General features: G+C 39.9%; 22 protein-coding genes. 16 read left to right on the forward strand and 6 right to left on the reverse strand.

Features of this window, described 5'->3' with window-relative positions; translation table 11 throughout:
* A complete protein-coding gene (locus ACLCDL_RS00580) occupies positions 1-1,845 on the forward strand; it encodes a glycoside hydrolase family 15 protein (protein WP_423146037.1) in 1,845 nt (614 codons plus the stop codon).
* Positions 1,846-1,862: 17 nt separating this feature from the next.
* Here the strand turns inward: ACLCDL_RS00580 and ACLCDL_RS00585 are convergent, their stop codons facing one another.
* From ACLCDL_RS00585 to ACLCDL_RS00595, 3 genes are all read right to left on the reverse strand, one after another.
* Entirely contained in the window at positions 1,863-2,909 is a 1,047-nt protein-coding gene (locus ACLCDL_RS00585; protein ID WP_423146038.1) for an SDR family oxidoreductase, read from the reverse strand.
* Positions 2,910-3,007: 98 nt separating this feature from the next.
* Complete coding sequence (locus tag ACLCDL_RS00590; protein ID WP_423146039.1) at positions 3,008-3,388, reverse strand: SPW repeat domain-containing protein; 381 nt, start codon at positions 3,386-3,388, stop codon at positions 3,008-3,010.
* A 2-nt stretch (positions 3,389-3,390) separates the two neighbouring features.
* Entirely contained in the window at positions 3,391-3,951 is a 561-nt protein-coding gene (locus tag ACLCDL_RS00595) for a vitamin K epoxide reductase family protein (RefSeq protein WP_423146040.1), read from the reverse strand.
* Between the two features lie 216 nt (positions 3,952-4,167).
* Between ACLCDL_RS00595 and ACLCDL_RS00600 the strand changes: the two genes are divergently transcribed.
* The 11 genes from ACLCDL_RS00600 to ACLCDL_RS00650 all read left to right on the forward strand — a co-directional run bounded on the left by ACLCDL_RS00600 (position 4,168) and on the right by ACLCDL_RS00650 (position 14,566).
* Positions 4,168-4,839, forward strand: coding sequence for an HAD family hydrolase (locus ACLCDL_RS00600; RefSeq protein WP_423146042.1), 672 nt, complete (start codon positions 4,168-4,170; stop codon positions 4,837-4,839).
* Between the two features lie 212 nt (positions 4,840-5,051).
* A complete protein-coding gene (locus ACLCDL_RS00605; RefSeq protein WP_423146043.1) occupies positions 5,052-5,360 on the forward strand; it encodes a hypothetical protein in 309 nt (102 codons plus the stop codon).
* Between the two features lie 48 nt (positions 5,361-5,408).
* Positions 5,409-7,580: a TonB-dependent receptor gene (locus ACLCDL_RS00610; protein WP_423146044.1), complete on the forward strand. Its 2,172-nt coding sequence runs from the start codon at positions 5,409-5,411 to the stop codon at positions 7,578-7,580.
* Between the two features lie 262 nt (positions 7,581-7,842).
* Complete coding sequence (locus tag ACLCDL_RS00615) at positions 7,843-8,883, forward strand: COX15/CtaA family protein (protein ID WP_423146045.1); 1,041 nt, start codon at positions 7,843-7,845, stop codon at positions 8,881-8,883.
* Between the two features lie 47 nt (positions 8,884-8,930).
* Positions 8,931-10,085, forward strand: a complete 1,155-nt coding sequence (locus tag ACLCDL_RS00620; protein ID WP_423146046.1) for a beta-ketoacyl synthase N-terminal-like domain-containing protein — start codon at positions 8,931-8,933, stop codon at positions 10,083-10,085.
* Positions 10,086-10,089: 4 nt separating this feature from the next.
* Positions 10,090-10,698 carry a Crp/Fnr family transcriptional regulator gene (locus ACLCDL_RS00625; RefSeq protein WP_423146047.1) on the forward strand — a complete coding sequence of 203 codons (609 nt, stop codon included), beginning with the start codon at positions 10,090-10,092 and terminating at the stop codon, positions 10,696-10,698.
* Between the two features lie 58 nt (positions 10,699-10,756).
* Positions 10,757-11,545 (forward strand): sulfite exporter TauE/SafE family protein, encoded by a 789-nt coding sequence (locus ACLCDL_RS00630; RefSeq protein WP_423146048.1) that lies wholly within the window; start codon positions 10,757-10,759, stop codon positions 11,543-11,545.
* A 10-nt stretch (positions 11,546-11,555) separates the two neighbouring features.
* Complete coding sequence (locus ACLCDL_RS00635; RefSeq protein WP_423146049.1) at positions 11,556-12,119, forward strand: YeeE/YedE family protein; 564 nt, start codon at positions 11,556-11,558, stop codon at positions 12,117-12,119.
* Between the two features lie 3 nt (positions 12,120-12,122).
* Positions 12,123-12,533 (forward strand): DUF6691 family protein, encoded by a 411-nt coding sequence (locus tag ACLCDL_RS00640; protein WP_423146050.1) that lies wholly within the window; start codon positions 12,123-12,125, stop codon positions 12,531-12,533.
* Between the two features lie 72 nt (positions 12,534-12,605).
* Positions 12,606-13,958, forward strand: a complete 1,353-nt coding sequence (locus tag ACLCDL_RS00645) for an MBL fold metallo-hydrolase (protein WP_423146051.1) — start codon at positions 12,606-12,608, stop codon at positions 13,956-13,958.
* A gap of 17 nt (positions 13,959-13,975) precedes the next feature.
* The gene (locus tag ACLCDL_RS00650; RefSeq protein WP_423146052.1) at positions 13,976-14,566 is read left to right on the forward strand and encodes a TlpA family protein disulfide reductase; all 591 of its coding nucleotides are present in this window, start codon (positions 13,976-13,978) and stop codon (positions 14,564-14,566) included.
* 68 nt (positions 14,567-14,634) lie between these two features.
* Here ACLCDL_RS00650 and ACLCDL_RS00655 read toward each other — a convergent pair whose 3' ends face one another.
* The 3 genes from ACLCDL_RS00655 to ACLCDL_RS00665 form a co-directional block, all read right to left on the reverse strand.
* Positions 14,635-15,816: an aldose epimerase family protein gene (locus ACLCDL_RS00655; RefSeq protein ID WP_423146053.1), complete on the reverse strand. Its 1,182-nt coding sequence runs from the start codon at positions 15,814-15,816 to the stop codon at positions 14,635-14,637.
* 65 nt (positions 15,817-15,881) lie between these two features.
* Positions 15,882-17,867 (reverse strand): alpha-L-arabinofuranosidase C-terminal domain-containing protein, encoded by a 1,986-nt coding sequence (locus ACLCDL_RS00660; RefSeq protein ID WP_423146054.1) that lies wholly within the window; start codon positions 17,865-17,867, stop codon positions 15,882-15,884.
* A gap of 56 nt (positions 17,868-17,923) precedes the next feature.
* Complete coding sequence (locus tag ACLCDL_RS00665) at positions 17,924-19,426, reverse strand: alpha-N-arabinofuranosidase (RefSeq protein ID WP_423146055.1); 1,503 nt, start codon at positions 19,424-19,426, stop codon at positions 17,924-17,926.
* A 336-nt stretch (positions 19,427-19,762) separates the two neighbouring features.
* Here ACLCDL_RS00665 and ACLCDL_RS00670 point away from each other — a divergent pair, with 336 nt between their 5' ends.
* Genes ACLCDL_RS00670 through araA form a run of 4 tightly spaced genes read left to right on the forward strand, consistent with a single transcriptional unit; the run spans position 19,763 to position 25,706 of the window.
* Positions 19,763-21,472, forward strand: coding sequence for a ribulokinase (locus tag ACLCDL_RS00670; RefSeq protein ID WP_423146056.1), 1,710 nt, complete (start codon positions 19,763-19,765; stop codon positions 21,470-21,472).
* The gene (locus tag ACLCDL_RS00675) at positions 21,465-22,166 is read left to right on the forward strand and encodes an L-ribulose-5-phosphate 4-epimerase (protein WP_423146057.1); all 702 of its coding nucleotides are present in this window, start codon (positions 21,465-21,467) and stop codon (positions 22,164-22,166) included. Before ACLCDL_RS00670 ends, ACLCDL_RS00675 begins: the two co-directional genes overlap by 8 nt.
* Before the next feature lie 12 nt (positions 22,167-22,178).
* Positions 22,179-24,188 carry a glycoside hydrolase family 127 protein gene (locus tag ACLCDL_RS00680; protein ID WP_423146058.1) on the forward strand — a complete coding sequence of 670 codons (2,010 nt, stop codon included), beginning with the start codon at positions 22,179-22,181 and terminating at the stop codon, positions 24,186-24,188.
* 12 nt (positions 24,189-24,200) lie between these two features.
* Entirely contained in the window at positions 24,201-25,706 is a 1,506-nt protein-coding gene (gene araA, locus ACLCDL_RS00685; protein WP_423146059.1) for an L-arabinose isomerase, read from the forward strand.
* The last annotated feature ends 65 nt before the right edge of the window (positions 25,707-25,771 follow it).

A 25,771-nucleotide genomic window follows, 5' to 3' on the forward strand; every position in this document is an offset into this window, starting at 1 on the left:
ATGGCTGATTCCTCTGCTAAAAAATCCGGCTATCAGCCCATAGAAAATTATGGGATAATCGGCGACCTGAACACAGTAGCTTTAGTAGGACTGAATGGTTCGATAGATTTCATGTGCTTCCCCGATTTTGATTCACCCTCTGTTTTTGCAGCCTTGCTGGATAAAAATAAAGGCGGTTATTTCCAGATTCATCCCGTAAAGGATGAAGTAAAATATAAACAGCTCTATCTGCCCGATACCAACATACTTTTAACCCGTTTTTTAACAGGCAAGGGAGTTGGAGAACTTACCGATTTTATGCCTGTACAGGAATTGTATGAAGGAAAGGAACTGGTTAGAAGGGTAACAACCCTGCAGGGAGAATTACGTTACAAAATGGAATGTGCACCCCGCTTCAATTACGCCCGATCTGAACATACTGTTAAGCAGGTAAGTGAGTACGAAGTCACGTTTCTGGGAGATGATGACATTACCCTGCACTTAAAGAGCAATATTCCCCTAAGCATTAATAAAAAGGATTGTTCGGCAGAGTTTACGCTAAAAACAGGTGAAAAAGCGGACTTTATGCTGGTTTGGGTTGAGGCAAAAATGCCCCAACACGAGGATATGGAACAGTTTATTTCAACGAGTTTGTATGATAATATCAATTACTGGAAGAATTGGATTGACCAGACCACTTACAACGGACGCTGGGGAGATATTGTGAGACGCTCTGCACTTGTTTTAAAACTTATGACCTCGTATAAATACGGTTCGATGGTAGCTGCACCGACTTTTGGCTTACCGGAAGACCCTGGAGGAGAAAGGAACTGGGATTACCGCTATACCTGGATACGGGATACATCCTTTGCCGTATATGCGCTTATCCGTTTAGGCTATACAAAAGAAGCAGGAAAATTTATCAGCTGGGTTGAAAATAAATGTATGGACATTGGCAAAAAAGATAACCTGCAGCTAATGTACACTCTTGAAGGGGGACGCGGATTAAAAGAAATTGAACTTGCTCACTTAGAAGGATATAAACATTCGAAACCGGTGCGTATTGGCAACGGCGCTTACCAGCAGCTTCAGTTGGATATTTACGGCGAGCTAATGGATGCTGTATTTCTATATGACAAGTACGCAGAACCTATTTCTTACGAGCTTTGGAAAGATCTCTCTAAACAAATAGACTTTGTGTGCTCCAAATGGACACGTGAAGATGAAGGAATATGGGAAGTTCGGGGAGGCAAAAAGCCCTTTCTTTATTCCCGTTTAATGTGCTGGGTAGCACTGGACAGGGCAATCAAAATCGGACAAAGCCATTCTTACCCCCAACCGGAAAGCTGGCAAAAAGAGCGGGATAAGATCTTCATTTCTATCCATGAGGAATTCTGGAATGACGAGCTAAAATCCTTTGTTCAGTATAAAGGAGCGGGTACGGTAGATGCAGCCACACTGCTGATGCCCATCGTTTCATTTATCAGTCCCAAAGACCCCAAATGGCTATCTACTTTACAATGCATTGAAAATAGGCTCGTTTCTGATGCTTTGGTTTACCGTTACCGCAACGACCAGAATTTGGATGGTTTAAAAGGAGGTGAAGGAACATTCTCAATGTGTACATTCTGGTACGTAGAATGCCTTTCACGTTCAGGACAATTAGATAAGGCACGATTATTTTTTGAAAAAATGCTGGCTTATGCCAATCACCTCGGACTGTATTCAGAACAATTAGACATAAATGGGGAGCATCTTGGTAATTTCCCGCAGGCATTTACACATTTGGGCCTGATTAGCGCAGCCCTTAATTTGAATGACCAGTTGAATGATGAACGAAATAAACGCAACGAAACAAAGGTTTGACCAGATTGCAGAACAGTCTACTTTTTCATTAAAAAAGCACCGAACACTCCTACCGCTAAAGCAACAATACCGGCCAAAACTCCCCTGTTTTCTGTTGCCCATAATTGCGGACTAAAACTATGAGATAAGCTTTTAAAAGGGCCATGAGCACCATGATCGCCGGGTATTGGCTCCCATAGATTATCTTTCCGGTGGGGGTCTTCCGGCTCATCGGTCATTTGGCCATCAAAACCCGTTCTTGCTAATTGCCAGTCGGCAAAACCCGGAACAATTTTATTTCCAACAATGGCTTCAACTGTTGGTATCCCAACATAAATTTCCCTTCTGTCATGTTCAGTAGCAAAAACTACAGCCCTGGCAGCTACTTCCGGCTGGTAAATCATACCCATGGGGCGAGGCTTTCGTGGAAGTTTGCTTCTTACAAATCCAAACTGAGTAGTGTTCATAGCAGGCAATTGCACCATGCAGGTACGAATATTGGTTTTATCATGAATCAATTCTGTACGAAAAGAATCGTAAAATCCCTGGATAGCATGTTTGGACGCACAATAAGCAGATTGAAGCGGAATTCCGCGATATGCCAGTGCAGAGCCGACAAAAATAATGCAGCCCTTATTTCTTGGTTTCATTCTTTTGTAAGCGCTCAAACAGCCGTAAACCTGTCCGAGATAAGTTACCTCGGTTACCCTTTTGTATTCGTCCGGCTCCATATCAATAATTGGTGAGAAAACGCTGTTCATTGCGTTATTTACCCAGACATCTATAGGCCCTAATTTCTCTTCTATTTCCGCTGCTGCCCGTTCAACGGCATCCGCATCGGCAACATCCAGCGGTAATACAAGTGCCCTCCCTCCGTATGATTCCACTTCTCTTTTTGCACCTTCTAACCCATCCACTCCACGTGCTATTAAAGCCACATCATCTCCTCTTTTAGCAAATTCACGAACTATCGCACGGCCTAACCCGGCCGACGCACCTGTTACCACAACTACTTTTTTTGAATCCATAAAATTTATTAATTGAATATTTATAGCAGGTTCCTTCGACTCTGCTCGTAATGACATCGGCTTTGCTTAACTGTAATATGCCTGATTAGTAGATAAACCCGAAAGACCTTATAAATTTAACTTATCAGGAAATCAATTGTTTAAACTAATTCAGATTACTTCCTGTGTAATTCGGCTTCCTGCTGATGAAGGGGATTCTTTTCAAACAACGATTGCCAGCCACCGCCAAATCTGTTCTTCACCTTACCTTTTATTAAGGAAAACAGGATGAGCAGAATACCTGCAAGGCTATTATTCCAGCTTACTAAGGAAGAATCTACCCGCAAGATCCACGGACTTATAAGCAAACATACTCCAGATAAAATATTTATTAATCTTATATCCCTTACCGCTTCACTCATAGCTATAACAGCAACGGCAAAAACCACCGGACCAATTATATGTAAGCAATCGGCAGCGACTTTATCCGTTTTCAATACGGATGGAGCCATACAAATCCATAATCCTATCAGCATATTAATAACACGAGGCCACATAGCTATATTACTTTTGATACAATTTCTTTATTTCCCCAAAACGCTTTCCAAACAGAAAAACCGTTAATTTTCACCCTTTGTAGGTACTGCAGACTTGCTAGTATCTCATCCATAGCGGGGCCAATCATTATGATAGAAAGTGCTGCCGATACAAGGCATAAGGTGCACCATGATCCTAAAAACACAGGCTGGGCAATTACCAGAAGAATGCTTACTATTCCAAGAGGCCCCACAGCAAAACCAAACAATAATACAATCCAGGGCATTGTCTTCCAGCGACCAGTTTTACCGATAAGGCCGCTTACAGCATCCAGCACATATCCGAATGCCCCTAACAAAGCGTCAGGAACAGGTAACAATTCAGAAATCGGAGAAGTTAAAACTTTTTCAGTACCCTTGCCAAAGAAAGGATCCCAAACGGTAGAAATAAAATTCAGCTGGTACGAAGCAAGATAAAAAGCCACAAAAAAACCAGCAAGGGCAACCAGCACCAAAGGCAGACGCTGGTTCCACGATGATGGATTATAATTCCATCCGGGAGGAATTTGGTGTGATAACTCCAATGTGCTTTTATAATGTCTTATTAATCATATTTATAATAACTATAAAAACAGATTTGTTTCATGCATATAAAAAGGTATAGTAAAAACAGACCGCAGTATTTTCTACCTGAATACTGCATGTAACAAGATTTAGAATCGTATCACCGTATTGCTAACGCTATATGTATATTTGTTAAATCCAGCTATCTATAAAAGTCAGGGCATATCCTTTTTATAATGATTAAAAATATTTTTTTCGATTTTGACGGAGTTCTGTGTGAATCTGTAGCGGTAAAAACAGAAATATTCAGAAAACTTTACGAGCCCTTTGGGAAAGAAATTGCCGATAAGGTGGTTGCACATCACCTGGCTCATACCGGAGTTTCAAGATTTGAAAAGATCCCCTATTATCACAAAACTTTTTTAAATATTGAACTTTCCAGCCAGGAAGTAAATGAATGGGCAGGACAATATTCCAAACTTGCTGTTGAAGCAGTGCTGAATGCTGAAGAAGTAGCAGGGGCAAAAAACTTTTTAGAGCAGCATTACCAGTTGTATAAATTGTGGATCATCAGCGCCACCCCTACCGGTGAAATACGGCAAATTGTGAAACAAAAAGAGTGGGAAAAGTACTTTGTTAATGTTTACGGTGCACCGGAAAAGAAAGGGTACTGGACTGAAAAGATTATTTCAGAATACACTTTAAAAAGAGAAGAAACAGTTTTTGTCGGTGATGCACTTGCGGATCAAAAAGCTGCGACTGATTCGGGAGTAATTTTTATTCTTAGACGAACCAAACAAAATGCCAGTTTATTTGGTGATTATCAGGGCTTTGAAATAAAAGACCTGAACGAATTAGATACGGTTATTCAGATAATCAACAAAAACTCACATCATTCAGCGCATTGATTTTATTAAAACTATTAAAAAGAGTGCGTGTTACTACTGAGACAGTCCTTAAAACTTTTATAGTAATTAAATAAGATTTATGTTTATACCGATCATAATAGGCGTTGTTTTCTTACTCGCAATAGGAATTATCTACTATATAAGGAAGAACCGTAACAAGGTTTAGTTATTCTTTATTCTGCCTTTCTATAAATTTCGTTTAAATTTGACGCATGAAAATCTTTACCATTTTCATGGCCTTACTGATTCTGGCAATGGGAGTAAACCTCTGCCGGGATAAAGATTTTTGTGACGGTAAAGAAACAACAACACTATCGAAAACAGGTAAAGAAGAACCGGCAAAAAGTGGGTCTTGCAGCCCTTTTTGTCATTGTACACGCTGTTCTTTTTCCATCCTTCTTCCAAAAAGTCTTACAGGAACACGAACTCAGTTCCTGACGCTGAGAACAATTTTTATTTCATCTGAATCAATCGCAGCAGGAATTAATTCTGCTATCTGGCAACCGCCTAAATTCGCCTGACAATTTCACAATAGTTTATTTCCTGATTTACGAAACTAAAATTTTAAGATGAAAACATTTCTTATGCTGTTTTCCGCATGTGTATTGGGTTTTTCGGCCCTTGCCCAAAACAGCTCTACCATACAAATAAAAGATGCTAAAAGCAACGAACCTTTATCGGGCGCTACCCTTACTTTTTTAACTATTGATAAAGCAAGCTCAACAAATGCAAATGGTGAGGCAAGTTTTATTAATATCGCAAAAGGCGAATATCCTTTAGAAATACGCTTTATAGGCTATCATACTAAACGTGATACCGTTTCATTCCCTATTGATACTACAAAAATCATTTTACTTGATGCCGCAGAAGAGGAAGAACTGGAGGAAGTAATAGTTTCTTCTACCAGAAGCAGTCGTACCATTGCCAATATCCCAACCAGAATAGAACTTATTGCCGGCGAAGAGCTAGATGAAAAAGGCAATATGAAACCGGGAGATATCCGTATGCTGTTAAATGAAAGTACGGGAATTCAAACACAGCAAACTTCTGCTACCAGTGCAAATGCTTCTATCCGCATCCAGGGATTGGACGGGCGCTATACACAAATATTAAAAGACGGCTTCCCTTTGTATTCCGGAGCTGCAAGTGGACTAGGACTATTACAAACTCCTCCTCTTGACTTAAAACAAGTAGAAGTAATTAAAGGCTCGGCTTCTACCCTTTATGGAGGCGGCGCAATTGCAGGTTTGGTAAACCTGATCAGAAAAACTCCGGGTGAAGAACGTGAAATTAATTTCCATCTAAACGGCACATCTGCAGGAGGTTTAGACCTGAACGGCTTTTATAGTCAGCGTTTTCGTAAAGTTGGAATTACCCTGTTCGCTTCCCGCAACAGCAACGCAGCATATGCCCCTGGTAATCTTGATCTGACTGCCATCCCAAAGGTTGAACGCTATACGTTTAACCCTAAACTCTTCTTTTATCTCAGCGATAAAACCGAGTTAAACATTGGAATAAACAGCGCTTTTGAAAATCGGATTGGTGGCGACCTGCATTATATCGACGGAGAAGGAGATGATATTCATCGTTATTTTGAACAAAATAAAACGAACCGTTTATCTACTCAATTTTCGCTCGAACATAAGATCAATGCAAACAGCCGGATTAATCTGAAGAACAGCTTAAGCTATTTTAACAGAGCAATTACTATTCCCGATTACCTGTTTGAAGGGCTTCAGTTTGGAAGTTTCAGTGAAGCCAGTTATTCGTATAATTCTGCTAAAACCGAATGGGTAACTGGCATAAATTTATGGACTGATCATTTTAAGGAAAATCAGTTAACCTCTGTTCCTTTACGGGATTATAAGCAAACTACGCTCGGAGCCTTTGTTCAAAACAATATCCGGGCAAGTAAGTGGATGGAACTGGAAGCCGGACTACGGGGAGATTATGCACTGGATTACGGATTTGTTTTTCTCCCTCGACTTTCAGCCTTGTTTAAGATCAGCAATAAGCTGAGTTCTCGACTTGGAAGCGGGTTTGGATATAAAGAACCAACCATTTTTACCGAAGAAAGCGAGCGCATTCAGTATCAAAAAGTATTGCCTGTTTCTCCCGAAAAGAATAAACTTGAAAAAAGCTATGGCATCAACTGGGATATTAATTACCGCACACCCTTATTTAAAGATCAGGTTTCTTTTAGTATCAATCATTTATTCTTTTACACCTACCTCGCCAATCCCTTAATGCTCGTGCCAATTGCTAATGATCAATATAGTTTTGAAAACCTCCCCGGCCATTTAGACACCCGAGGTATGGAAACCAATCTAAAACTGGGCTATCAGGATTTTAAATTATTTGTTGGATATAGTCTTACAGATACTAAGATTCACACCAATGGAACACTAATTCAAAATCCCTTAACTTCTAAACATCGGTTAAACAATGTTTTAATGTACGAAGCAGACGGCAAATGGAAACTCGGGGCCGAAGCATACTACTACAGCAAGCAAAGATTAACGGATGGCCTCTCTGGTAAACCATACTGGATCTTTGGATTTATGGCAGAGAAATTATGGAAGAACTTTTCTGTATATATTAACTTTGAAAATTTTACGGATACTCGGCAGACGAGATTTGACAGCATTTATTCCGGTAGCATTACAAACCCTGTTTTCAGGGATATTTATGCCCCTCTTGATGGTTTTGTAACGAACGGCGGAATAAAGTTAAGGTTGTAATAATAAGGGTATCCAAAAGTGTCTGTTTCTAAGCAAGAAGGATTGTAACAGCTGAAGAAATGTATTTTAATAACAATCAATACTTGTTGCACTCCTTTGCGATGATACTTTTGGATACTTCTTTTTATCACTTGTAACACATACAATTTTTGCAACTAATACCATTTTGTGACCCAGGTCATTTTAAATCTTACAAAAGAAAAGTAAACTTGCCAGCCTTATACTTGAGAATATCCTCTCACAAACTGGAAGCATTTTCTAAATGAACTCAACAACAAACACACGCCCGGTTGCTGCCTGGTTATACCTGGGTGTTTTCATGATCCTTGTACAGGTTTTATTGGGAGGCATCACCCGTTTAACTGGCTCCGGATTATCCATCACAGAATGGAAACCCCTTCTTGGCGCTATCCCTCCTGTTTCTGAACAAGACTGGAATCTAGCGTTTAAAAAATATCAGCAGATAGCCCAGTTCAAATACATTAATAATCATTTTACCCTTTCTGATTTTAAATACATTTATTTCTGGGAGTGGCTGCACCGCAATTGGGCACGTTTAATGGGAATTGTCTTTATCATTCCATTTATCTACTTCATATTGAAGAAAAAAATAGACCGCCGCCTGATTGCTTCATTTATTCTGCTGTTTATTCTGGCCGCATTACAGGGCCTTATCGGTTGGATTATGGTTCAAAGTGGCCTTAATTCTGAAAATACTTCTGTAAGCCATCTGCGCCTGGCTATCCATTTTATTGCAGCGCTTATACTGTTATGCTATGTTTTGTGGCTGGCATTCAGGTTTAGTATTTCTGATGAAGGGACAAGTTATTCACCTTTTCTCAGACGATTAAACCTTGTTTTACTTGTACTGCTAACTATCCAGCTAACGTATGGAGCTTTTATGGCAGGTTCGCATGCTGCACTTGCCGCTCGCACCTGGCCTGATATTAACGGCACCTGGTGGCCCGCCGGAATGTTCAAACAAAACGGTTTCTTAACCGATATAGCGCATAATCTTTATACCATACAATTTATTCATCGCAACCTGGCTTACCTTATTACCATTTTAATTCTTGTATGGTACTTAAGGGCCGCACATTTGCCCGCTGACAACAAATTGAAAAAAGTTCGTTTCTACCCTCTTGTACTGGTTTTACTCCAGGTAGCACTCGGGGTTTTTACCTTATTAAACAGTGAATTTCGCGTTCCGCTAGCTTACGGTGCTGCGCATCAGCTAACGGGTATCCTTTTATTGATGTCGCTGTTATTCACTCTGTTTTTAAACAGGAAAAAAGCTTCTTAAGCTATTATTCGTAGTTTTGCCTCCCCTGGGATATACAAATGACAAACATGAAGATTGCAATTACCGGTTACGGGAGTATTTCACCTCTAGGCGCTGATGAAGATGTTATTTGGGAAAATTATCTTAATCAACGGCATTGCTTTATAAAAACACCCTTCGGTAACGGGAAAGAATGGACCGCTCCACTTTTAGGCGAAGCCTGCCCGGAAATAAAATCTTTAAGTAATGAAAATTCTAAATACAAATCGCTGGATCCAAGTGTATGGTACGCGATGGCGGCATCGAGAAAAGCAGTTAAACTGGCTGGCTGGAGAACTGATGAAGATTTCGGCATTAACATCGGCTCCTCACGCGGAGCTACAATAAGTTTTGAAAAATATTATTCCCAATTTATTGAAAACGACCGTTCATTCGTTGACCCGCTTGCTTCACCTACCACTACTTTAGGCAACATTGCCAGCTGGGTAGCCGCCGACTTAGGTGCAAAGGGTCCGGCAATATCACATTCCATTACCTGTTCTACTGCGCTGCATGCAGTAGTGAATGCGGCAGTATGGTTAAAATCGGGCTTTTGTACCCGTTTTTTAGCAGGTGGCAGTGAAAGTGCTTTAACTCCCTTTACCATAGCTCAGATGAAAGCTTTAAAGATTTATTCCCAGCTGGAGGAAAGCTATCCCTGCCGCTCAATGGAAATGAATAAAAAGCAGAATACCATGATTCTGGGAGAAGGCGCTGCAAGTTTTTGCCTGGAAGCTGACTCCGACTCTGCATTTGCCTATATAACGGGAATTGGTTACGGAACGGAAGTTATCAAGCACGGGGTTTCCATAACCGATGATGCTTTCTGTTTACAGCAATCCATGAAAATGGCCCTTAAGGCTCATGATCCCCAAAGTGTGGATGCAATTGTGATGCACTCTCCCGGAACAATTAAAGGAGACAGCTCAGAAAGAAATGCCATAGAGGCAGTTTTCGGCTCTTACCTGCCGCTGTTAACATCTAATAAATGGAAAATCGGACATACTTTTGGTGCTTCAGGAGCATTAAGCATGGAAATGGCTTTGCTTATGATGAAAAACAACACATTCATACAAGCTCCTTACTTAGCTCCTCAAAACAGTAACAGGACTTTAAAGAAAGTTCTCATTAATGCGGTAGGTTTCGGTGGCAATGCGGTTAGTATTTTAATGGAAACAGATTAACGGAATGAAATTATTTAATCCCTTATTAGAGCAGGAGGTTCGGGCAAACGGCATTCAAAAAAGTCTGGCTGCAGAAACTGTTTTACTGCAGGAAAACAGTTATATACGCTCTATTCCTATTGTCTTATCGGGCAGCATCCGTGTAATGCGAAAGGATGAAGAAGGAAAGGAAATGTTGCTTTACTATATTAAGCCCGGCGAAAGTTGCATCATGTCTTTTTTGGCGGGAATTCATGACGATACCAGCAAAGTGCGTGCAATTGTGGAAGAAGCAGCAGAAGTGCTTTTCGTTCCTGTAACTAAAGCCAGCGAGTGGATTAAAAAGTATCCTGAATGGACCGACTTTATTTTCAAATTATACCATCAGCGGTTTGAAGAGCTGTTAACTGTTATCAATGCGGTAGCTTTTCAGAAATTAGACGACCGGATTGTGGAGCTGCTGCGAAAAAAATCCGATATATATCAATCAAAAGAGATTTCAACCACTCATCAGCAATTGGCAGAAGAATTAGGAACTACACGTGAAGTAGTATCGCGTTTACTTAAACAAATGGAGAAGCAAGGGATGATAGAGCTGCTCAGAAATAAGATAATCCTTTTATCTGCTTTGTAACCAAGATCACTAAAACGCACAATTGAAACCTTTAGCTTTGTGCAACTTTTAGTTATTGATGGAGTTTATTGGTTATTTTGCCTCGGTATTTGTAGGCTTTTCATTGGGTTTAGTTGGTGCCGGTGGTTCCATTCTTACTGTTCCAATCCTGGTGTACTTTTTTGCTGTTGAGCCCACATTAGCAACAACTTATTCATTATTTATTGTAGGAATAACAAGCCTTATAGGATGGTATAGTCATTTTACACAAAAAAATATACAACTAAATATTGCCTTTTTCTTTGGCCTCCCATCATTAATAACAGTTTTTCTGATGAGAAGATATGTGATGCAACACATTCCTCATTACTTGTTTACTATTAACGGTTTTACAGTTACTAAATCCATCCTTCTTATGGTGGTATTTTCGATAACCATGATTGTAGCAGCTGTCTCTATGATTAATCCACAAAGCAGGCAGAATACACTTGAAAATAAGGGTTATACTTATCAGACATTAATTATACAAGGTGCACTTACCGGCATAATTACCGGGTTTGTGGGTGTCGGAGGCGGTTTTTTAATTATCCCCAGCCTGATATTTTTCGGGGGCATTTCTATGAAACAGGCTGTCGGAACTTCGTTGCTGATTATGTCTGTAAGCTCTTTGTTTGGTGTTATAGGAGATTTGATGGATAACGTAACAATTAACTATCAGTTCCTGGCTGTATTTGCTGCTTTTGCATCTATTGGAATTATTACAGGAAGTAAATTCTCAAGAAAAATTAATGAAGAGCAATTAAAGCCGGCTTTTGGATGGTTTGTATTAGTAATAGGAGTAATAATCCTTATAAAAGAATTTATATAATTTAGAGAACATGTTTGAACAATTAAAACAGCCCTGGCCCTGGTATATTGCGGGCCCGCTTATAGGACTTATAATTCCTGCCTTATTGATTTCGGGCAATAAAGCATTTGGTATTTCTTCTTCTCTGAAGCATATCTGTGCCGCGTGCGTGCCGGCCAACATCAACTTTTTTAAATATGACTGGAAAAAAGAAAGCTGGAATCTATTTTTCATAAGCGGCATACTAATTGGTGCCTGGATAGCCACTTATTTTTTATCATTCCCAGATCCTGTAGCTATCAGCACACAAACAAAAGAAATGCTGCACCAGCAAGGAGTAAAAGATTTTAGCGGATTAATGCCAGCTGATATTTTTAGTCTCAAACAACTCTTTACCTTAAAAAGCCTTGTGTTTTTTATTCTGGGAGGATTTATGGTAGGCTTTGGCACCCGTTATGCCGATGGCTGTACGTCGGGCCATTCTATTATGGGAATAGCAAATTTACAGTGGCCTTCGCTGGTAGCAACCTGCTGCTTCATGCTTGGCGGTATTTTAATGTCGTGGTTTATCTTACCTTATTTACTTCAGCTTTAATTAATGAAAAATTTTAAATACCTTTTTTTTGGAATAATTTTCGGGATAATCCTGGTAAAATCGGAGGTGATATCCTGGTTCAGGATACAGGAAATGTTTCATTTTCAGGCTTTCCACATGTTTGGAATAATTGGCAGTGCAATTTTTACGGGAATGATCTCCATCCTGCTTATCAAACGATTCAAGATTAAAACCATCAACGGTGAAACAATTCAAATCCAGAATAAAAAATTTACCTGGGGAAATGTATATGGCGGACTTATTTTTGGTTTAGGATGGGCTATAACGGGAGCTTGTCCAGGCCCTTTATTTGCCCAGATAGGCAGCGGTTTCCTTGTTGTCGCTATAACACTGTTTAGCGCCATTGCCGGGACCTGGGTTTACGGATTAATACGTGAAAAATTACCTCATTAAATTTTTCATGTAACTTATATCACTAAAAAAGATAAATAGAGCCCTCATCTTTGTAGCTGCAAAAACTAAATTATGATTATTCAACAATTTGAAGATAAAAACCTTGCGCATTTTTCTTATGCTGTAGTAAGTGAATGTGAGGCTAAAATAGTACTCATCGATCCGGCCAGAGACATCAAACCTTATTTAGACTTTGCAGCAACGCATAATGCAACAATAATTGCTGTAATCGAAACACATCCGCACGCCGATTTTATCAGTGGCCATTTTGAAATTCAAAAGAAAACAGGAGCAACCCTTTACTGTTCAAAACTGCTTGCAGCTGATTATCCGCATCAAACCTTCGATGAAGGAAATGTTTTAGAATTCGGAAAGATAAAACTGAAAGCATTAAACACTCCAGGCCATTCGCCGGATAGCATCAGTATTGTACTGGAGCATAACGGAAAGGATAAAGCAGTTTTCACCGGCGATACGCTCTTTATAGGTGATTGCGGAAGGCCGGACTTAAGGGAAACTGCCGGAAATATGACAGCAGAAAGAAAGGAACTTGCACGGCAGATGTATTATTCATTAAGACAAAAATTAGCTACTCTGTCAGATGATGTACTGGTTTATCCGGCACACGGAGCAGGAACACTTTGCGGCAAAGCCTTGCTTAAGGCTAATCAAAGCACCATAGGTGCAGAAAAAAGCAGTAATTGGTCTTTACAGGAAATGGATGAAAATCAATTTGTTGAAGCGCTTATCTCTGATCAGCCTTTTGTTCCGAAATACTTTCCTTTTGACGTGGAATTAAACAAAAAAGGAGCAGAAAATATAGAAGAAGCACTTTCAAAGATCAGCATTGGATATCCGATAAAAACAAAAGCCGAAGCGGAAAGAATACAAAAGAATGTTTTAATTGTTGACAGCCGACCATCAGACAAGTATCAGGCATCTCACCTACCAAACTCCATCAATATAATGGCTAATGGAAAGTTTGAAACCTGGTTGGGAAGCATTGTAAATCCGGGCGAAAAGTTCTACCTGGCAGCAGAGGATGAAGAAACAGTAGCCGGTTTATTAAAACGAATCGCTAAAATCGGGTACGAAGATGCTGTTGAAGAAGCCTTTGTTTTAGATTATGGCGAATTGAATTTCCCTCAGATTGATTTACAGGAATTAAAAAAAGATCCTTCAGCCTATACTATAATTGATATCCGAAACAGAGCTGAAGCAAATGGAAAATCTATTTTCCCTCATTCTGTTAATATTCCCCTACCAGAATTACGCGAAAGAATACAGGAAGTTCCAAAGAACAAACCGGTGCTTGTACATTGTGCCGGAGGTACGCGAAGTGCTGCAGGAAGCTCCCTGTTAGCTTCTGCACTTCCGGAAATGCAGGTAGTGGATTTAGGAAAAGCCGTAAAAGATTTCCAATAACTTATTAACAAATTAAAATGAATTTATTGAAATCAAATCTGGGATTTATAATTAGCCTGGTTCTTATTGCGGTTGTTGCATTTAATCCTGAGGTTAAAGCAGTTGTATTGCAGGGATTGATCAGAACAGGTTTATTTCAGCCGAGTGTTCAACCGCTAAAATCAGGATCCTCAGCGTCTGAGAAAAACACTTATTCTGTTCCTTCTATATATTTTAAAGGAACGGATGGAAAAACTATTGACCTTGCAGCACTGAAAGGGAAAGTAGTTTTTTTAAACTTTTGGGCTAAATGGTGCCCTCCCTGCAGGGCAGAAATGCCGGCAATAAATTCTTTATACAACAAATTTAAAAATAATAGCCGCGTAGTTTTTATACTGGTTGATGCCGATGGTAATCTTGAAAAATCAGGGGCATTTATGAAAAAGAAAAATTATAGTTTACCGGTTTATATTTCAGCGAGTAATGTCCCCGAACAATTATTCAGCGGCAGCTTACCTACTACCCACATTTTGAACAAAAAAGCAGAATTGGTTTTTAGTCACGAAGGTATGGCCGATTATGATTCACCGGAAATGGTAAAATTTATTGAGGGTTTGCTGAAGCAATAATGTACTAGTATTAATATAGCAGCAGTATTTTCAGTACTGCTGCTATATATGCTGCCGGATCTGTTAAATTATCTGGAAGAAAACTTATAAACCGTACTTGTTTGATAAGTCTCTCCAGGTTTTAACTCAGTAGAAGGAAATTGAGGCTTGTTTGGTGAATCCGGAAAATGCTGTGTTTCTAAACAAAGTCCTGAACGGTACGGATACGCCTTTCCTGACTTTCCATCGTTGGTTTTACCATCCAGAAAATTGCCGCTGTAAAATTGTATTCCCGGTTCAGTTGTTAAAACTTCCATTATAATTCCGGTTGACGGCCCCATAACTTTTGCTGCGGTATGAATTGTTTTACTGCTGTTGTTAAGAACAAAGTTATGGTCGTAACCCTTTCCATTTTTCAACTGTTCATCTTCGGCATTAATGCGGGCGCCAATTGCAGTAGCTTTTGTAAAATCAAAAGGTGTTCCGGTAACCGTTTTAAGCTCTCCGGTTGGAATTAACGTTTTATCAACCGGGGTAAACCTGTTGGCGTCTATCATCAACTCATGCCCGGTAATTGTGCCGCTTCCTGCACCATTCAAATTAAAATAAGCGTGGTTGGTAAGGTTTACCACAGTAGGTTTATCTGTGGTTGCGGTGTAGTCAATCTTTAAACCGTTATCGTCTGTTAAAGAATAAATAACCTTCACATTCAGATTTCCCGGAAAACCTTCTTCCTCGTCTTTCGATAAATAAGTTAATTCCAGTGTCTTATCATCCAGTTGTTTCGCATCCCACACTTTAGCATTAAAGCCACTTATGCCGCCATGTAAAGTATTCGGACCATCATTGGCCGGTAGTTTATAAAGTTTCCCGTTTAAGGTAAACTGTGCGTTTCCTATCCGGTTACCGTACCTTCCAATTAGTGCCCCAAAATACGGTTCGTGTTCTTTTCTGTAGCCATCCAGTTTCTGGTAACCAAGAACCACATCGGTAATTTTCCCATTTTTATCGGGTACCATCAACTGCACAATTCGGCCCCCGTAATTGGTAATTACAGCTTGCAGATTTTTATTTTTAAGAGTAAACAGGCTTACTTTTTTACCTGAAATCTCCGTATTAAAAGTGCTGGTATCAACTTCTGCTAAAGTGTCTGCTGTAGAAGAAGCATCTGTTTTTACTGAATCGGCTGAAGATGTTTTAGTACCGGAATTATTACAGGCTGTTGCTGCCAAAAACACGGCACAGGAAAGCGCAAGAAAAACTCTTTTCATATTATCAGATTTTTAATTGGTAAGATTATTTTAAAGAACAACAAGTATAGAAATTGTTCTGTTCATTACAGCATTTTAAACCTGATAATATTAAATGAGTAAGGTTGGAGGGATAAATTTAACTCTTTCCCAGTCACTTTTATCTGCCTTTCTTTCGGGCTGACCGCAGTTGGGTTTGCTATTGAATTTACCGCATCCAGGTCATCACCTCTTAATTCTGTTAAGATCGCCCGCGATTGAAGTTTCTTTACTCCTTCTATTTCAATTACAGGGTTTTCAGGCTTTCCGGATGCATTTACAATTTTAACAATCAGTTCATGAGTGCTTGTATCAATACAGGAAGACGCATAAAAACCATCCTGCCCTGTTAAGGCCTGGTTGTTCCACAAAACAGGAACTACATGTGTACCTTTATTTGTAGAGTAAAGTTTTTGTACATAATAATTTGGAGTTCCGTACGATTCCAGGTTATTTACCCAGATCAGATCCGGAGTCCATTGCCAGCCATCAACATGAGCAAATAAAGGAGCGTACGAAGCCATGGTAACAACCTCGGCATTCCGCTCCAGCCCGGTCATAAAAGCTGCCTCAGCCAGGGCACATTTCCAGTTGTTCTTATTTTCAGGACTGGCTATTGCAACGCTCTGAGCAGCATATTCACCGGCAAAAACTTTCGAGCCGTTTCTGTCATACTTATCATATCGATTCGCGTTGGCAAAAAACCACTTTGGCGCCCGATAATAATGTTCGTCAATGATATCGGCGTTCATTTTCCGCAATTCACCATTTAAATAATCAAATCGTTCTCCATCAGGATCTGTACCGGAACTGTTAACTATTTTTATCTGAGGATATTTAGCTTTAATCGCTTTTGTAAATTCCTTCAGCCTTTCTACATACTGCTCGCCCCAGTTCTCATTTCCCACTCCCATCATTTTTAAATTAAAAGATTTTGGGTGTCCCAGTTCTGCACGAATTTTTCCCCATTTGGTTGTTATATCTCCATTGGCAAACTCAATCAGGTCTAAAGCATCCTGAATGTAAGGGTCGAGCTGGTCCACGGGAACAACTTCCGCAGTATTAAACTGACAGGCCATACCACAATTTAAAATAGGCAAAGGAGATGCGCCAATATCTTCGCAAAGCTGAAAATATTCCAGAAATCCTAAACCAAAGGATTGATAGTAATCAGGAGTTAAACGGTGTTTGAACTCCAGATTCCATCTGTTAATTATTAAATCGCGGTCTTCAACATTTCCAATAGTCTTCTTCCATTGAAACCGTTCATCCAGGTTTCGACCTTCTACAATACAGCCTCCAGGAAAGCGTAAAAAACCTGGTTTCATATCAGCCAACAGCTGAACCATGTCTGCACGTAAGCCTCCGGGCCGGCTTTTCCAGGTATCCTCAGGAAAAAGAGAAATCATATCCAGGTCAACTGATCCTTTTCCCTTTATCCATACAATCAGCCTTGCCTTTAAATCTGTTTCTGAAGCTTTAAAACTTACCGGGTATTTTTTCCAGCTACTTCCCTGCGGATGAACCTCTGCTGCTCCTATTTTTTCTCCTTTTTCTGATATCAATTCTATAACCAGTGATAGGTTACTGGCTTCATTTTGCCTGGCCGTTACACTAAAATTATATTGATTATCCTTTTTGATTCCTATGCCGCGAAAGCCTTCATTTCGGAGCCCATAACCATTTTCAGAGCCGGAAGTGACACGAATGTACCTTCTGTTTGCCGCATCAACTGCCTCCCGGTTTAAAACCAGGATACTTCCTTTTACATCGGGAGCATTTTTAATTTCTTTCCATCCCATTAATGGAGTATCGAATTCAAAAGAACGGTTTTTTACCAATTCTGCATACAAACCTCCATCGGCTCCCATATTGATATCTTCAAAAAATATTCCCCACATGGTAGGCTGAACCGGGGCGATTATTTCATTTGCCTTTACTGTAAATACTTTTTGAGATTGAGCAATGCAATTATTATATCCGGTAATTAAAAACAGGATGGCTAAACATATCGCCCGGACTTTTTTTTTCATTATTCCTTTAATTTAGATAGTGTTGATACTGAATAAAACGGAATCTGCACTTCTCCTTATTTTAATTCTAACACTACCACGGAAAACGGAGGTAACTTAACCTGCAGCTTTCCGTTTTTCAGCTTTGCATCTTTAAAATCACCTGGTTTAATTTTTTCCGGATTTTCAAATGAATTATAGTTCTGCAATTTATCAGATGTTAAGATTCTGCCGTTTACCGTATTTAATTTAGCCCCTTCAAGATTAACGGAAATATCCTGTGATTTTTTAGCATCAATATTTACTAAAGAAATATGTGTTAAACCTTTCTGATCACGTGAGGCTGATACAGATACTGCCGGAAGTTTTTCATTACCATACTGGTATTCGTTACTTTTTACCTCAACCGGTATAAGTGTACCGTCCTGATGAACGTTATACATTTCCATAACGTGATAAGTAGGAGTTAATATTAACTTCTCGTCTTTGGTCAGAATAACCGCTTGCAATACATTTATCGCCTGGGCAAGATTAGCCATTCTCACTCTGTCTGCATGATTATTAAAGATATTTAGAGTAACCCCCGCAATCATTGCGTCCCGCATGGTGTTTTGCTGATACAAAAAGCCCGGATTTGTTCCCGGTTCAACATCGTACCAACCACCCCATTCATCAACAACTAACGCTATTTTCTTTTCAGGATCATATTTATCCATAATAGCTGAATGCTGGGTAACAAGTTCTTCCATTTTCAATGCCTGCTGCATGATTTTAAAATACTGCTCCTCAGAAAAAGTAGTAGAGGGCCCTTTATGATCCCAGCTTATTACCGAATAATGATGCAGCGCCACTCCTTCAAGCAGACTATGCGGGATATTTTTCATCAGGGTTTCTGTCCAGTGATAGTCTCCAGAACTCGCACCAGAGGCAATACGAAATAGTTTACCTGTATTTGTCCAGTAGCCCATAAATGTGGCATACTTACGGTACTCATTCGCATAGTATTCGGCCGTCATATTCCCTCCGCAACCCCATGCTTCATTACCTACTCCCCAGTATTTAACCTGCCAAGGCTTTTCACGGCCATTTTCCTGTCTCAGTTTAGACATAGGGCTTTGACCAGGAAAGTTTACATACTGCACCCAGTCAGCCAGTTCCTGCACGGTTCCGCTACCCACATTCCCCGCGAGGTACGGTTCCGTACCGAGCAGCTCACACATGTTTAAAAAATCGTGCGTACCAAAGCTATTGTCTTCCGTTACGCCTCCCCACCAGGTATTTACTATTGTCGGACGTTTTTCTTTGGGGCCAATTCCGTCTTTCCAATGGTAGGTGTCGGCGAAACAACCCCCAGGCCATCTTAAATTTGGAATCTTCAACTTTCTCAAAGCGTTTACAACATCGTTACGCACTCCAGCTGTATTAGGAATTTTATTATTCTCGCCTACATAAAAACCTCCGTAAATACATCGCCCTAAATGTTCAGCAAAATGGCCGTAAATATTTTTATTGATTTTAGTCTGGGCTTTGTTCATATGAACAATAATATCATTCGAAACCTGTCCAAATGTTTTACTCATAGCAACAGAACATAGTAAAAGTGTTGCAAAAATTTTGATAGAAGATCGGTTCATTATCGGTTTTTTTATTACTTACGATGTTGAGAATTTATAATGTCAATATTACAATTAATAATTAACAAATCAATAACAAGGTAATTTTATTTTTAATATTTTGTATCCAAATCATTCTCAAGGATTAATATTCACCCAAGGTATTTTAATTTATAGTCTTCTTAAGTCACTATACTTCTTCTCTCTAAAGATAAGTTTAGACTGAATAAAATTTCTTTGGAAAAAAAGCAGATACTATTTCTTTTTCCAAAAAAATAAACGTTATTTGAACATTAATAACCAATGAAACCAAACCAGTTTGTTATAGGAGTAGACTACGGGACAGATTCTGTACGCTCAGTTTTAGTAAATGCAAACGACGGACAAGAAGTGACGTCCTCTGTTTACTATTATCCCCGTTGGAAATCGGGCCTGTATTGTAATGCTGCTACCAATCAATTTCGTCAGCATCCGTTGGATTATATAGAGGGACTCGAATATACAATAAAAGAATGTTTAGCACAGGCTACGCCGGATATAAGGGCAAAAGTTAAAGCAATTTCTGTCGATACAACAGGTTCTACTCCTGTGGCTGTAGATGAAACCGGAACTCCGCTAGCTTTATATCCTGAATACGAGGATAGTCCAAATGCAATGTTTGTATTATGGAAAGATCATACTGCTGTTCAGGAAGCCGCAGAAATTAATGAACATGCTGGAAAGTTTAGTATTAACTACCTCCAATATGTAGGCGGCAAGTATTCATCAGAATGGTTCTGGGCGAAATTGCTTCGCATCTTAAGGGAAGATGAAGATATAAGAAAAGATTGTTACTCCTGGGTAGAACACTGTGACTGGATTCCTTTCTTACTTACAGGAGGTAAAAAAGCATCTGAAATTAAAAGAGGAGTTTGTTCTGCGGGCCATAAAAGCTTATGGGCAGAAGCCTTCGGCGGCTTACCTCCTGATGACTTTTTCAGTTCATTAGATCCGCTTCTGTCGGGCTTTACCTCCAGGCTTTTTAAAAAGACATATACGGCAGACCAAGCTGCCGGCAACTTAAGCGAAGAATGGGCTGATAAATTGTGTCTTAAAACAGATGTTGTAATAGGTATTGGTGCATTTGATGCACATATGGGCGCTGTAGGCGGACAAATCGAGCCTTATTATTTAAGTAAGGTAATGGGTACTTCAACCTGCGATATGCTTGTTGCTCCCGCACCCGAAGTAAAAGACATATTTGTAAATGGCATCTGCGGACAGGTTACTGGCTCTATCATTCCGGGGATGATTGGCATGGAGGCCGGCCAATCTGCTTTTGGGGATGCTTATGCCTGGTTTAAAAAAGTACTGACATGGCCATTAATAACTATTCTCTCAAAATCAGAAATTATTGACGCGGAAACGAAACATAAACTGATTGCCGAAACAGAAGAAAAAATAATTCCCGAACTCAACAGGCTTGCAGCGCAATTACCTGTAGAAGAAAGTGCAGAACTTGCTATTGACTGGCTAAATGGCCGCCGTACCCCCGATGCAAACCAGTTATTAAAAGGAGCATTTTTAGAATTAGGCCTTGGAAGTGACGCTGTACGAATGTATCGGTCTCTCGCGGAGGCGACCTGTTTTGGTGCAAAGAGGATTGCAGACCGCTTTGTCGAACAGGGAATACCGGTAAAAGGATTAATCGGAATGGGCGGTGTAGCTAAAAAATCGCCTTTTATTATGCAGATGATGGCTGATGTAATGAATATGCCTATCCGTATCCACCGTTCTGAGCAAACCTGTGCGATTGGCGCAGCTATGTTTGCCGCAACTGCAGCAGGAATTTACGCTAAGGTAGAAGATGCAATGGAAGCGATGGGGCAAGGTTTCGACAGGGAATATCAACCAAATGAAAAACATGCCGCTATATATGCAAAAAGATATCTCCGATATCTGCAGGCGGGCAGTTTAATTGAAAACGTAAACGCTCAGTTACTACCTGAGCTAATAACAAATTACGATGAGTAAATACAATGAGATAAAGCAAATGGCGTATGAAAGCAACATGGCTTTACCTAAACTGGGCCTTGTTTTATTTACATTCGGCAATGCAAGTGCTGCAGACAGAACAAGGGGTGTTTTTGCAATAAAACCCAGTGGTATTCCATATGAAGAATTGTCGCCGGAAAAAATGGTGATTGTTGATTTCGACGGAAATGTTGTAGAAGGAGAACTTCGGCCTTCATCTGACACAAAAACGCATGCTGTATTATACAAACATTGGGAAAATATCGGTGGCATTGTTCACACCCATTCTACCTATGCCACGGCTTGGGCACAAAGCCAGCGGGATATTCCAATTTTCGGCACTACTCATGCGGATCATATTACTGTAGATATTCCATGTGCACCTCCTATGCCTGATACAATGATACAAGGCGATTATGAATTTCAGACAGGTTTTCAAATTATAAATTACTTTAAAGATAAAGGTTTAAGCTATGAAGAAGTAGAAATGATTCTGGTAGGAAACCACGCTCCCTTTACCTGGGCAAAAACTGTCGAAAAAGCTGTTTACAACAGTGCAGTATTAGAATCTGTAGCACAAATGGCTCATCTTACTGAATTAATAAACCCGAAAGCTCCCCGACTGAAAGATTCACTGATAAAAAAGCATTACGAAAGAAAACACGGACCCCACTCCTACTACGGACAACTATAACAGCCTGATACCATGAAAAACTTACTGATTATCTTCGTTCTCTTTTACACCTCTATTACATACGGCCAAACAAAAGATTATCTCATCCAAGCTGTTCCTTTTACACAGGTAAAATTAAACGATAGCTTTTGGCTTCCCCGTATAAAAACCAATCATACAGTTACTATTCCCGCATCTTTTGAGCGTTGCGAATCAACAGGAAGGGTAAAAAACTTTGAAATGGCAGCTGCAAAAACAGGAAAATTTTGCACAACATTTCCTTTTGACGATACAGACATTTATAAAACCATTGAAGGAGCTTCTTATTCTCTCAGCTTGTTTCCCGATAAGAAACTGGAATTATACCTGGATAAGCTGATCATTAAAGTAGCAAAAGCACAGGAGCCGGATGGATATTTATACACTGCACGTACCATTGACCCGCTTCATCCTCACCCCTGGTCCGGAAGCGAAAGATGGGTAAAAGAAAGAGAGATTAGCCATGAGCTATACAATTCAGGGCATTTATACGAAGCGGCAGTAGCACATTATCAGGCAACCAATAAGAAAACCTTATTAAACATTGCCATCAAAAATGCTGACTTGGTTTGTGCTGTTTTCGGACCCGGTAAAAGAGCCGTAGCTCCGGGGCATGAAATAGTAGAAATGGGACTGGTAAAATTATATCGGGTATCAGGAAAACCGGAATATTTACAAACAGCGAAATTCTTTTTAGAGCAAAGGGGTAAATACAAGGGCTATAATGCTAAAAGCACTAACCCCTGGGAGAATGGCAGTTACTGGCAGGACAGCAAACCTGTTACTGAGCAGGATGAAGCAGTAGGCCATGCTGTAAGAGCCGGATATTTATATGCTGCGATGGCAGATGTTGCAGCCTTAACAGGCGATCAGAAAATGCTGAATGCTATTGATAAAATCTGGAATAATGTTGTACAAAAGAAACTGTATATTCAGGGAGGAGTTGGCGCAATACCAGATGGAGAACGGTTCGGGGAGAATTACGAACTTCCCAATTCAACCGCTTACAATGAAACATGTGCCGCTATTGTAAACGTTTACTGGAACCAACGCATGTTCCAACTGCATGGAGATTCTAAATACATTGACGTCTTAGAACGATCTTTATATAACGGACTGATATCCGGGGTGGGACTGGATGGAAAATCATTTTTTTACACAAATGCAATGCAGATCCATCACAGTTTCTCGCACAAAAGCATGGAGGCTGAAAGATCCGGATGGTTTGAATGTTCCTGCTGCCCTACTAATTTAACGCGTTTAATTCCTTCCATTCCGGGTTATATCTATGCGCTTAAAAACAATAATCTTTATGTAAATCTCTTTGCTGAAAGTGCTTCTTCTATCAAAATAAAGAACATTTCAGTAAAATTAGCACAGGAAAATAATTATCCCTGGAATGGAGATTTAAAATTCAGAATAGATCCAGCAAAAGCTAAGGATTTCAACCTTCTTATCAGAATTCCCGGATGGGCGCAAAATCAGCCTGTAGCATCAGACCTGTACTCTTTTTCATCTCCATATACTGAAAAAATCAGAATAACAATAAATGGAAAACCAGTACAATATTCTATAGAAAAAGGATACGCTGTACTGAATAAAACCTGGAAAAAAGGAGATATAGTACAGGTTAACCTGCCAATGGAAGTTAAAACCATTACTGCAAACGAAAAAGTTAAAGATGATATAGGAAAAATCGCACTTCAGAGAGGACCCTTAGTCTACTGTGCAGAATGGAAAGATAATCAGAATAAAACAAGTAATATTATTCTCCCTGCCGGCACAAAGTTTATAAGCGCCTTTGAAAGCACACTCTTAAATGGAGTAACTGTATTAAAAAGCGATGCACAAGCTATTAACATTGCTCCCGATGGAAAAACAATCACTACTTCAGTACAGCCCTTTACCGCCATCCCTTACTATGCATGGGCAAACCGTGGGAAGGGCGAAATGACTGTATGGTTTCCTACAAAAGCTACAGATATTGAAATAATCTCAAAATAATTAAAAAAGTAAATGACGACACTTAAAGATTTTGAAGTTTGGTTTCTTACAGGAAGCCAGCATTTATATGGAGAAGAAACGCTGAAAAAAGTTGCAGAGCACTCACAACAAATAGCACAGGGCTTGAATAATTCGGTCCAAATACCTGTACAAATTGTGTTTAAGCCAACGGTTAAAACTCCGGAAGAGATTTATTCAATAATTCAGGAAGCAAATGTCGCTGAAAATGTAATAGGCTTAATTACCTGGATGCACACCTTTTCTCCGGCAAAGATGTGGATCAGGGGTTTGGCTGCTTTAAAAAAGCCTTTATTGCATTTACACACTCAGTTTAACCGCGATATTCCATGGAAGTCTATTGATATGAACTTTATGAATCTGAATCAAAGCGCACATGGCGACCGTGAATTTGGGTTTATTGTATCGCGATTAAGAATAAACCGTAAAGTGGTTGTTGGATATTGGCAGGATGAAGAAGTATTAAGCCAGATTTCATCCTGGACAAGAGCTGCAAGTGCCTGGCACGACTGGCAGGGAGCGAAATTTGCCCGCTTTGGCGATAACATGCGCTATGTTGCTGTAACTGAAGGCGACAAAGTGGAAGCCGAATTGAAGTTTGGATATTCTGTAAACACTTATGGAGTTGGAGACCTGGTAAAAGTAATAAACGAAACAAGCACTCAGGCTATTGATCTGTTAATCGATGAGTACGAAGACCGTTATACAATCGCTATGGAATTGAGAAAAGGCGGAGGGCAACATACTGCTTTACGTGAAGCTGCTAAAATTGAAATTGGCTTACGAACTTTTCTTCATGACGGAGGATTTAAAGGATTTACAGATACATTTGAAGATCTGCACGGCCTCATTCAGTTACCCGGAATTGCTGCTCAACGTTTAATGAATGAAGGTTACGGCTTTGCAGCCGAAGGCGACTGGAAAACTGCAGCTTTAGTACGGGCTTTTAAAGTGATGGCAACCGGGTTAAAAGGCGGGAATGCCTTTATGGAAGATTACACCTACCATTTTGATCCCGATAATTCGCTGGTTTTAGGATCGCACATGTTAGAAATTGATGAATCTATCGCCTCGGGAAAACCTGCTGCAGAGGTACATCCATTAGGGATAGGCGGAAAAACTGATCCCGTTCGGCTTGTTTTTAATGTTGCATCCGGCCCGGCCCTAAATGCTTCCATTATTGATATGGGTAATCGTTTCAGGTTAGTAGTAAATGAAGTGGAAGCTGTTGAACCTGAGCATAATCTTCCGAAATTACCTGTAGCAAGGGTGCTATGGAAACCACTTCCGGATATAAAAACAGCCGGTGCGGCCTGGATCTATGCGGGAGGAGCACATCATACGGCTTTCAGTCAGAATCTTACCGCCCAAAACATACAGGATTTTGCCGAGATCGCCGGATTGGAATACATTCACATTGGAAAAGAAACAAAGCTGGACCAGTTAAGAAATGAACTTCGCTGGAATGAGGTTTACTATCAGGGAATCCCTAAATTTTAGCGATTTCAGAATTTCAAAACAGCCCTATTATGGCTTTTCATGTTTAAAGAATATTTTGAATAAAA

Origin of the sequence: Rubrilithobacter danxiaensis (assembly GCF_047272945.1) — a bacterium.
Classification (GTDB): domain Bacteria; phylum Bacteroidota; class Bacteroidia; order Sphingobacteriales; family Sphingobacteriaceae; genus Rubrolithibacter; species Rubrolithibacter danxiaensis.

Excerpts from the sequence above, each read along its gene's own strand:
- ACLCDL_RS00585 (WP_423146038.1), bottom strand. The coding sequence starts at position 2,909 with ATGTCATTACGAGCAGAGTCGAAGGAACCTGCTATAAATATTCAATTA.
- ACLCDL_RS00660 (WP_423146054.1), bottom strand. The coding sequence starts at position 17,867 with ATGAAAAAAAAAGTCCGGGCGATATGTTTAGCCATCCTGTTTTTAATT.
- ACLCDL_RS00675 (WP_423146057.1), top strand. The coding sequence starts at position 21,465 with ATGAGTAAATACAATGAGATAAAGCAAATGGCGTATGAAAGCAACATG.
- ACLCDL_RS00670 (WP_423146056.1), top strand. The coding sequence starts at position 19,763 with ATGAAACCAAACCAGTTTGTTATAGGAGTAGACTACGGGACAGATTCT.
- ACLCDL_RS00645 (WP_423146051.1), top strand. The coding sequence starts at position 12,606 with ATGATTATTCAACAATTTGAAGATAAAAACCTTGCGCATTTTTCTTAT.
- ACLCDL_RS00680 (WP_423146058.1), top strand. The coding sequence starts at position 22,179 with ATGAAAAACTTACTGATTATCTTCGTTCTCTTTTACACCTCTATTACA.
- ACLCDL_RS00630 (WP_423146048.1), top strand. The coding sequence starts at position 10,757 with ATGGAGTTTATTGGTTATTTTGCCTCGGTATTTGTAGGCTTTTCATTG.
- ACLCDL_RS00665 (WP_423146055.1), bottom strand. The coding sequence starts at position 19,426 with ATGAGTAAAACATTTGGACAGGTTTCGAATGATATTATTGTTCATATG.
- ACLCDL_RS00650 (WP_423146052.1), top strand. The coding sequence starts at position 13,976 with ATGAATTTATTGAAATCAAATCTGGGATTTATAATTAGCCTGGTTCTT.
- ACLCDL_RS00610 (WP_423146044.1), top strand. The coding sequence starts at position 5,409 with ATGAAAACATTTCTTATGCTGTTTTCCGCATGTGTATTGGGTTTTTCG.
- araA (WP_423146059.1), top strand. The coding sequence starts at position 24,201 with ATGACGACACTTAAAGATTTTGAAGTTTGGTTTCTTACAGGAAGCCAG.
- ACLCDL_RS00590 (WP_423146039.1), bottom strand. The coding sequence starts at position 3,388 with ATGTGGCCTCGTGTTATTAATATGCTGATAGGATTATGGATTTGTATG.
- ACLCDL_RS00605 (WP_423146043.1), top strand. The coding sequence starts at position 5,052 with ATGAAAATCTTTACCATTTTCATGGCCTTACTGATTCTGGCAATGGGA.
- ACLCDL_RS00640 (WP_423146050.1), top strand. The coding sequence starts at position 12,123 with ATGAAAAATTTTAAATACCTTTTTTTTGGAATAATTTTCGGGATAATC.
- ACLCDL_RS00580 (WP_423146037.1), top strand. The coding sequence starts at position 1 with ATGGCTGATTCCTCTGCTAAAAAATCCGGCTATCAGCCCATAGAAAAT.
- ACLCDL_RS00655 (WP_423146053.1), bottom strand. The coding sequence starts at position 15,816 with ATGAAAAGAGTTTTTCTTGCGCTTTCCTGTGCCGTGTTTTTGGCAGCA.
- ACLCDL_RS00625 (WP_423146047.1), top strand. The coding sequence starts at position 10,090 with ATGAAATTATTTAATCCCTTATTAGAGCAGGAGGTTCGGGCAAACGGC.
- ACLCDL_RS00600 (WP_423146042.1), top strand. The coding sequence starts at position 4,168 with ATGATTAAAAATATTTTTTTCGATTTTGACGGAGTTCTGTGTGAATCT.
- ACLCDL_RS00620 (WP_423146046.1), top strand. The coding sequence starts at position 8,931 with ATGAAGATTGCAATTACCGGTTACGGGAGTATTTCACCTCTAGGCGCT.
- ACLCDL_RS00615 (WP_423146045.1), top strand. The coding sequence starts at position 7,843 with ATGAACTCAACAACAAACACACGCCCGGTTGCTGCCTGGTTATACCTG.
- ACLCDL_RS00635 (WP_423146049.1), top strand. The coding sequence starts at position 11,556 with ATGTTTGAACAATTAAAACAGCCCTGGCCCTGGTATATTGCGGGCCCG.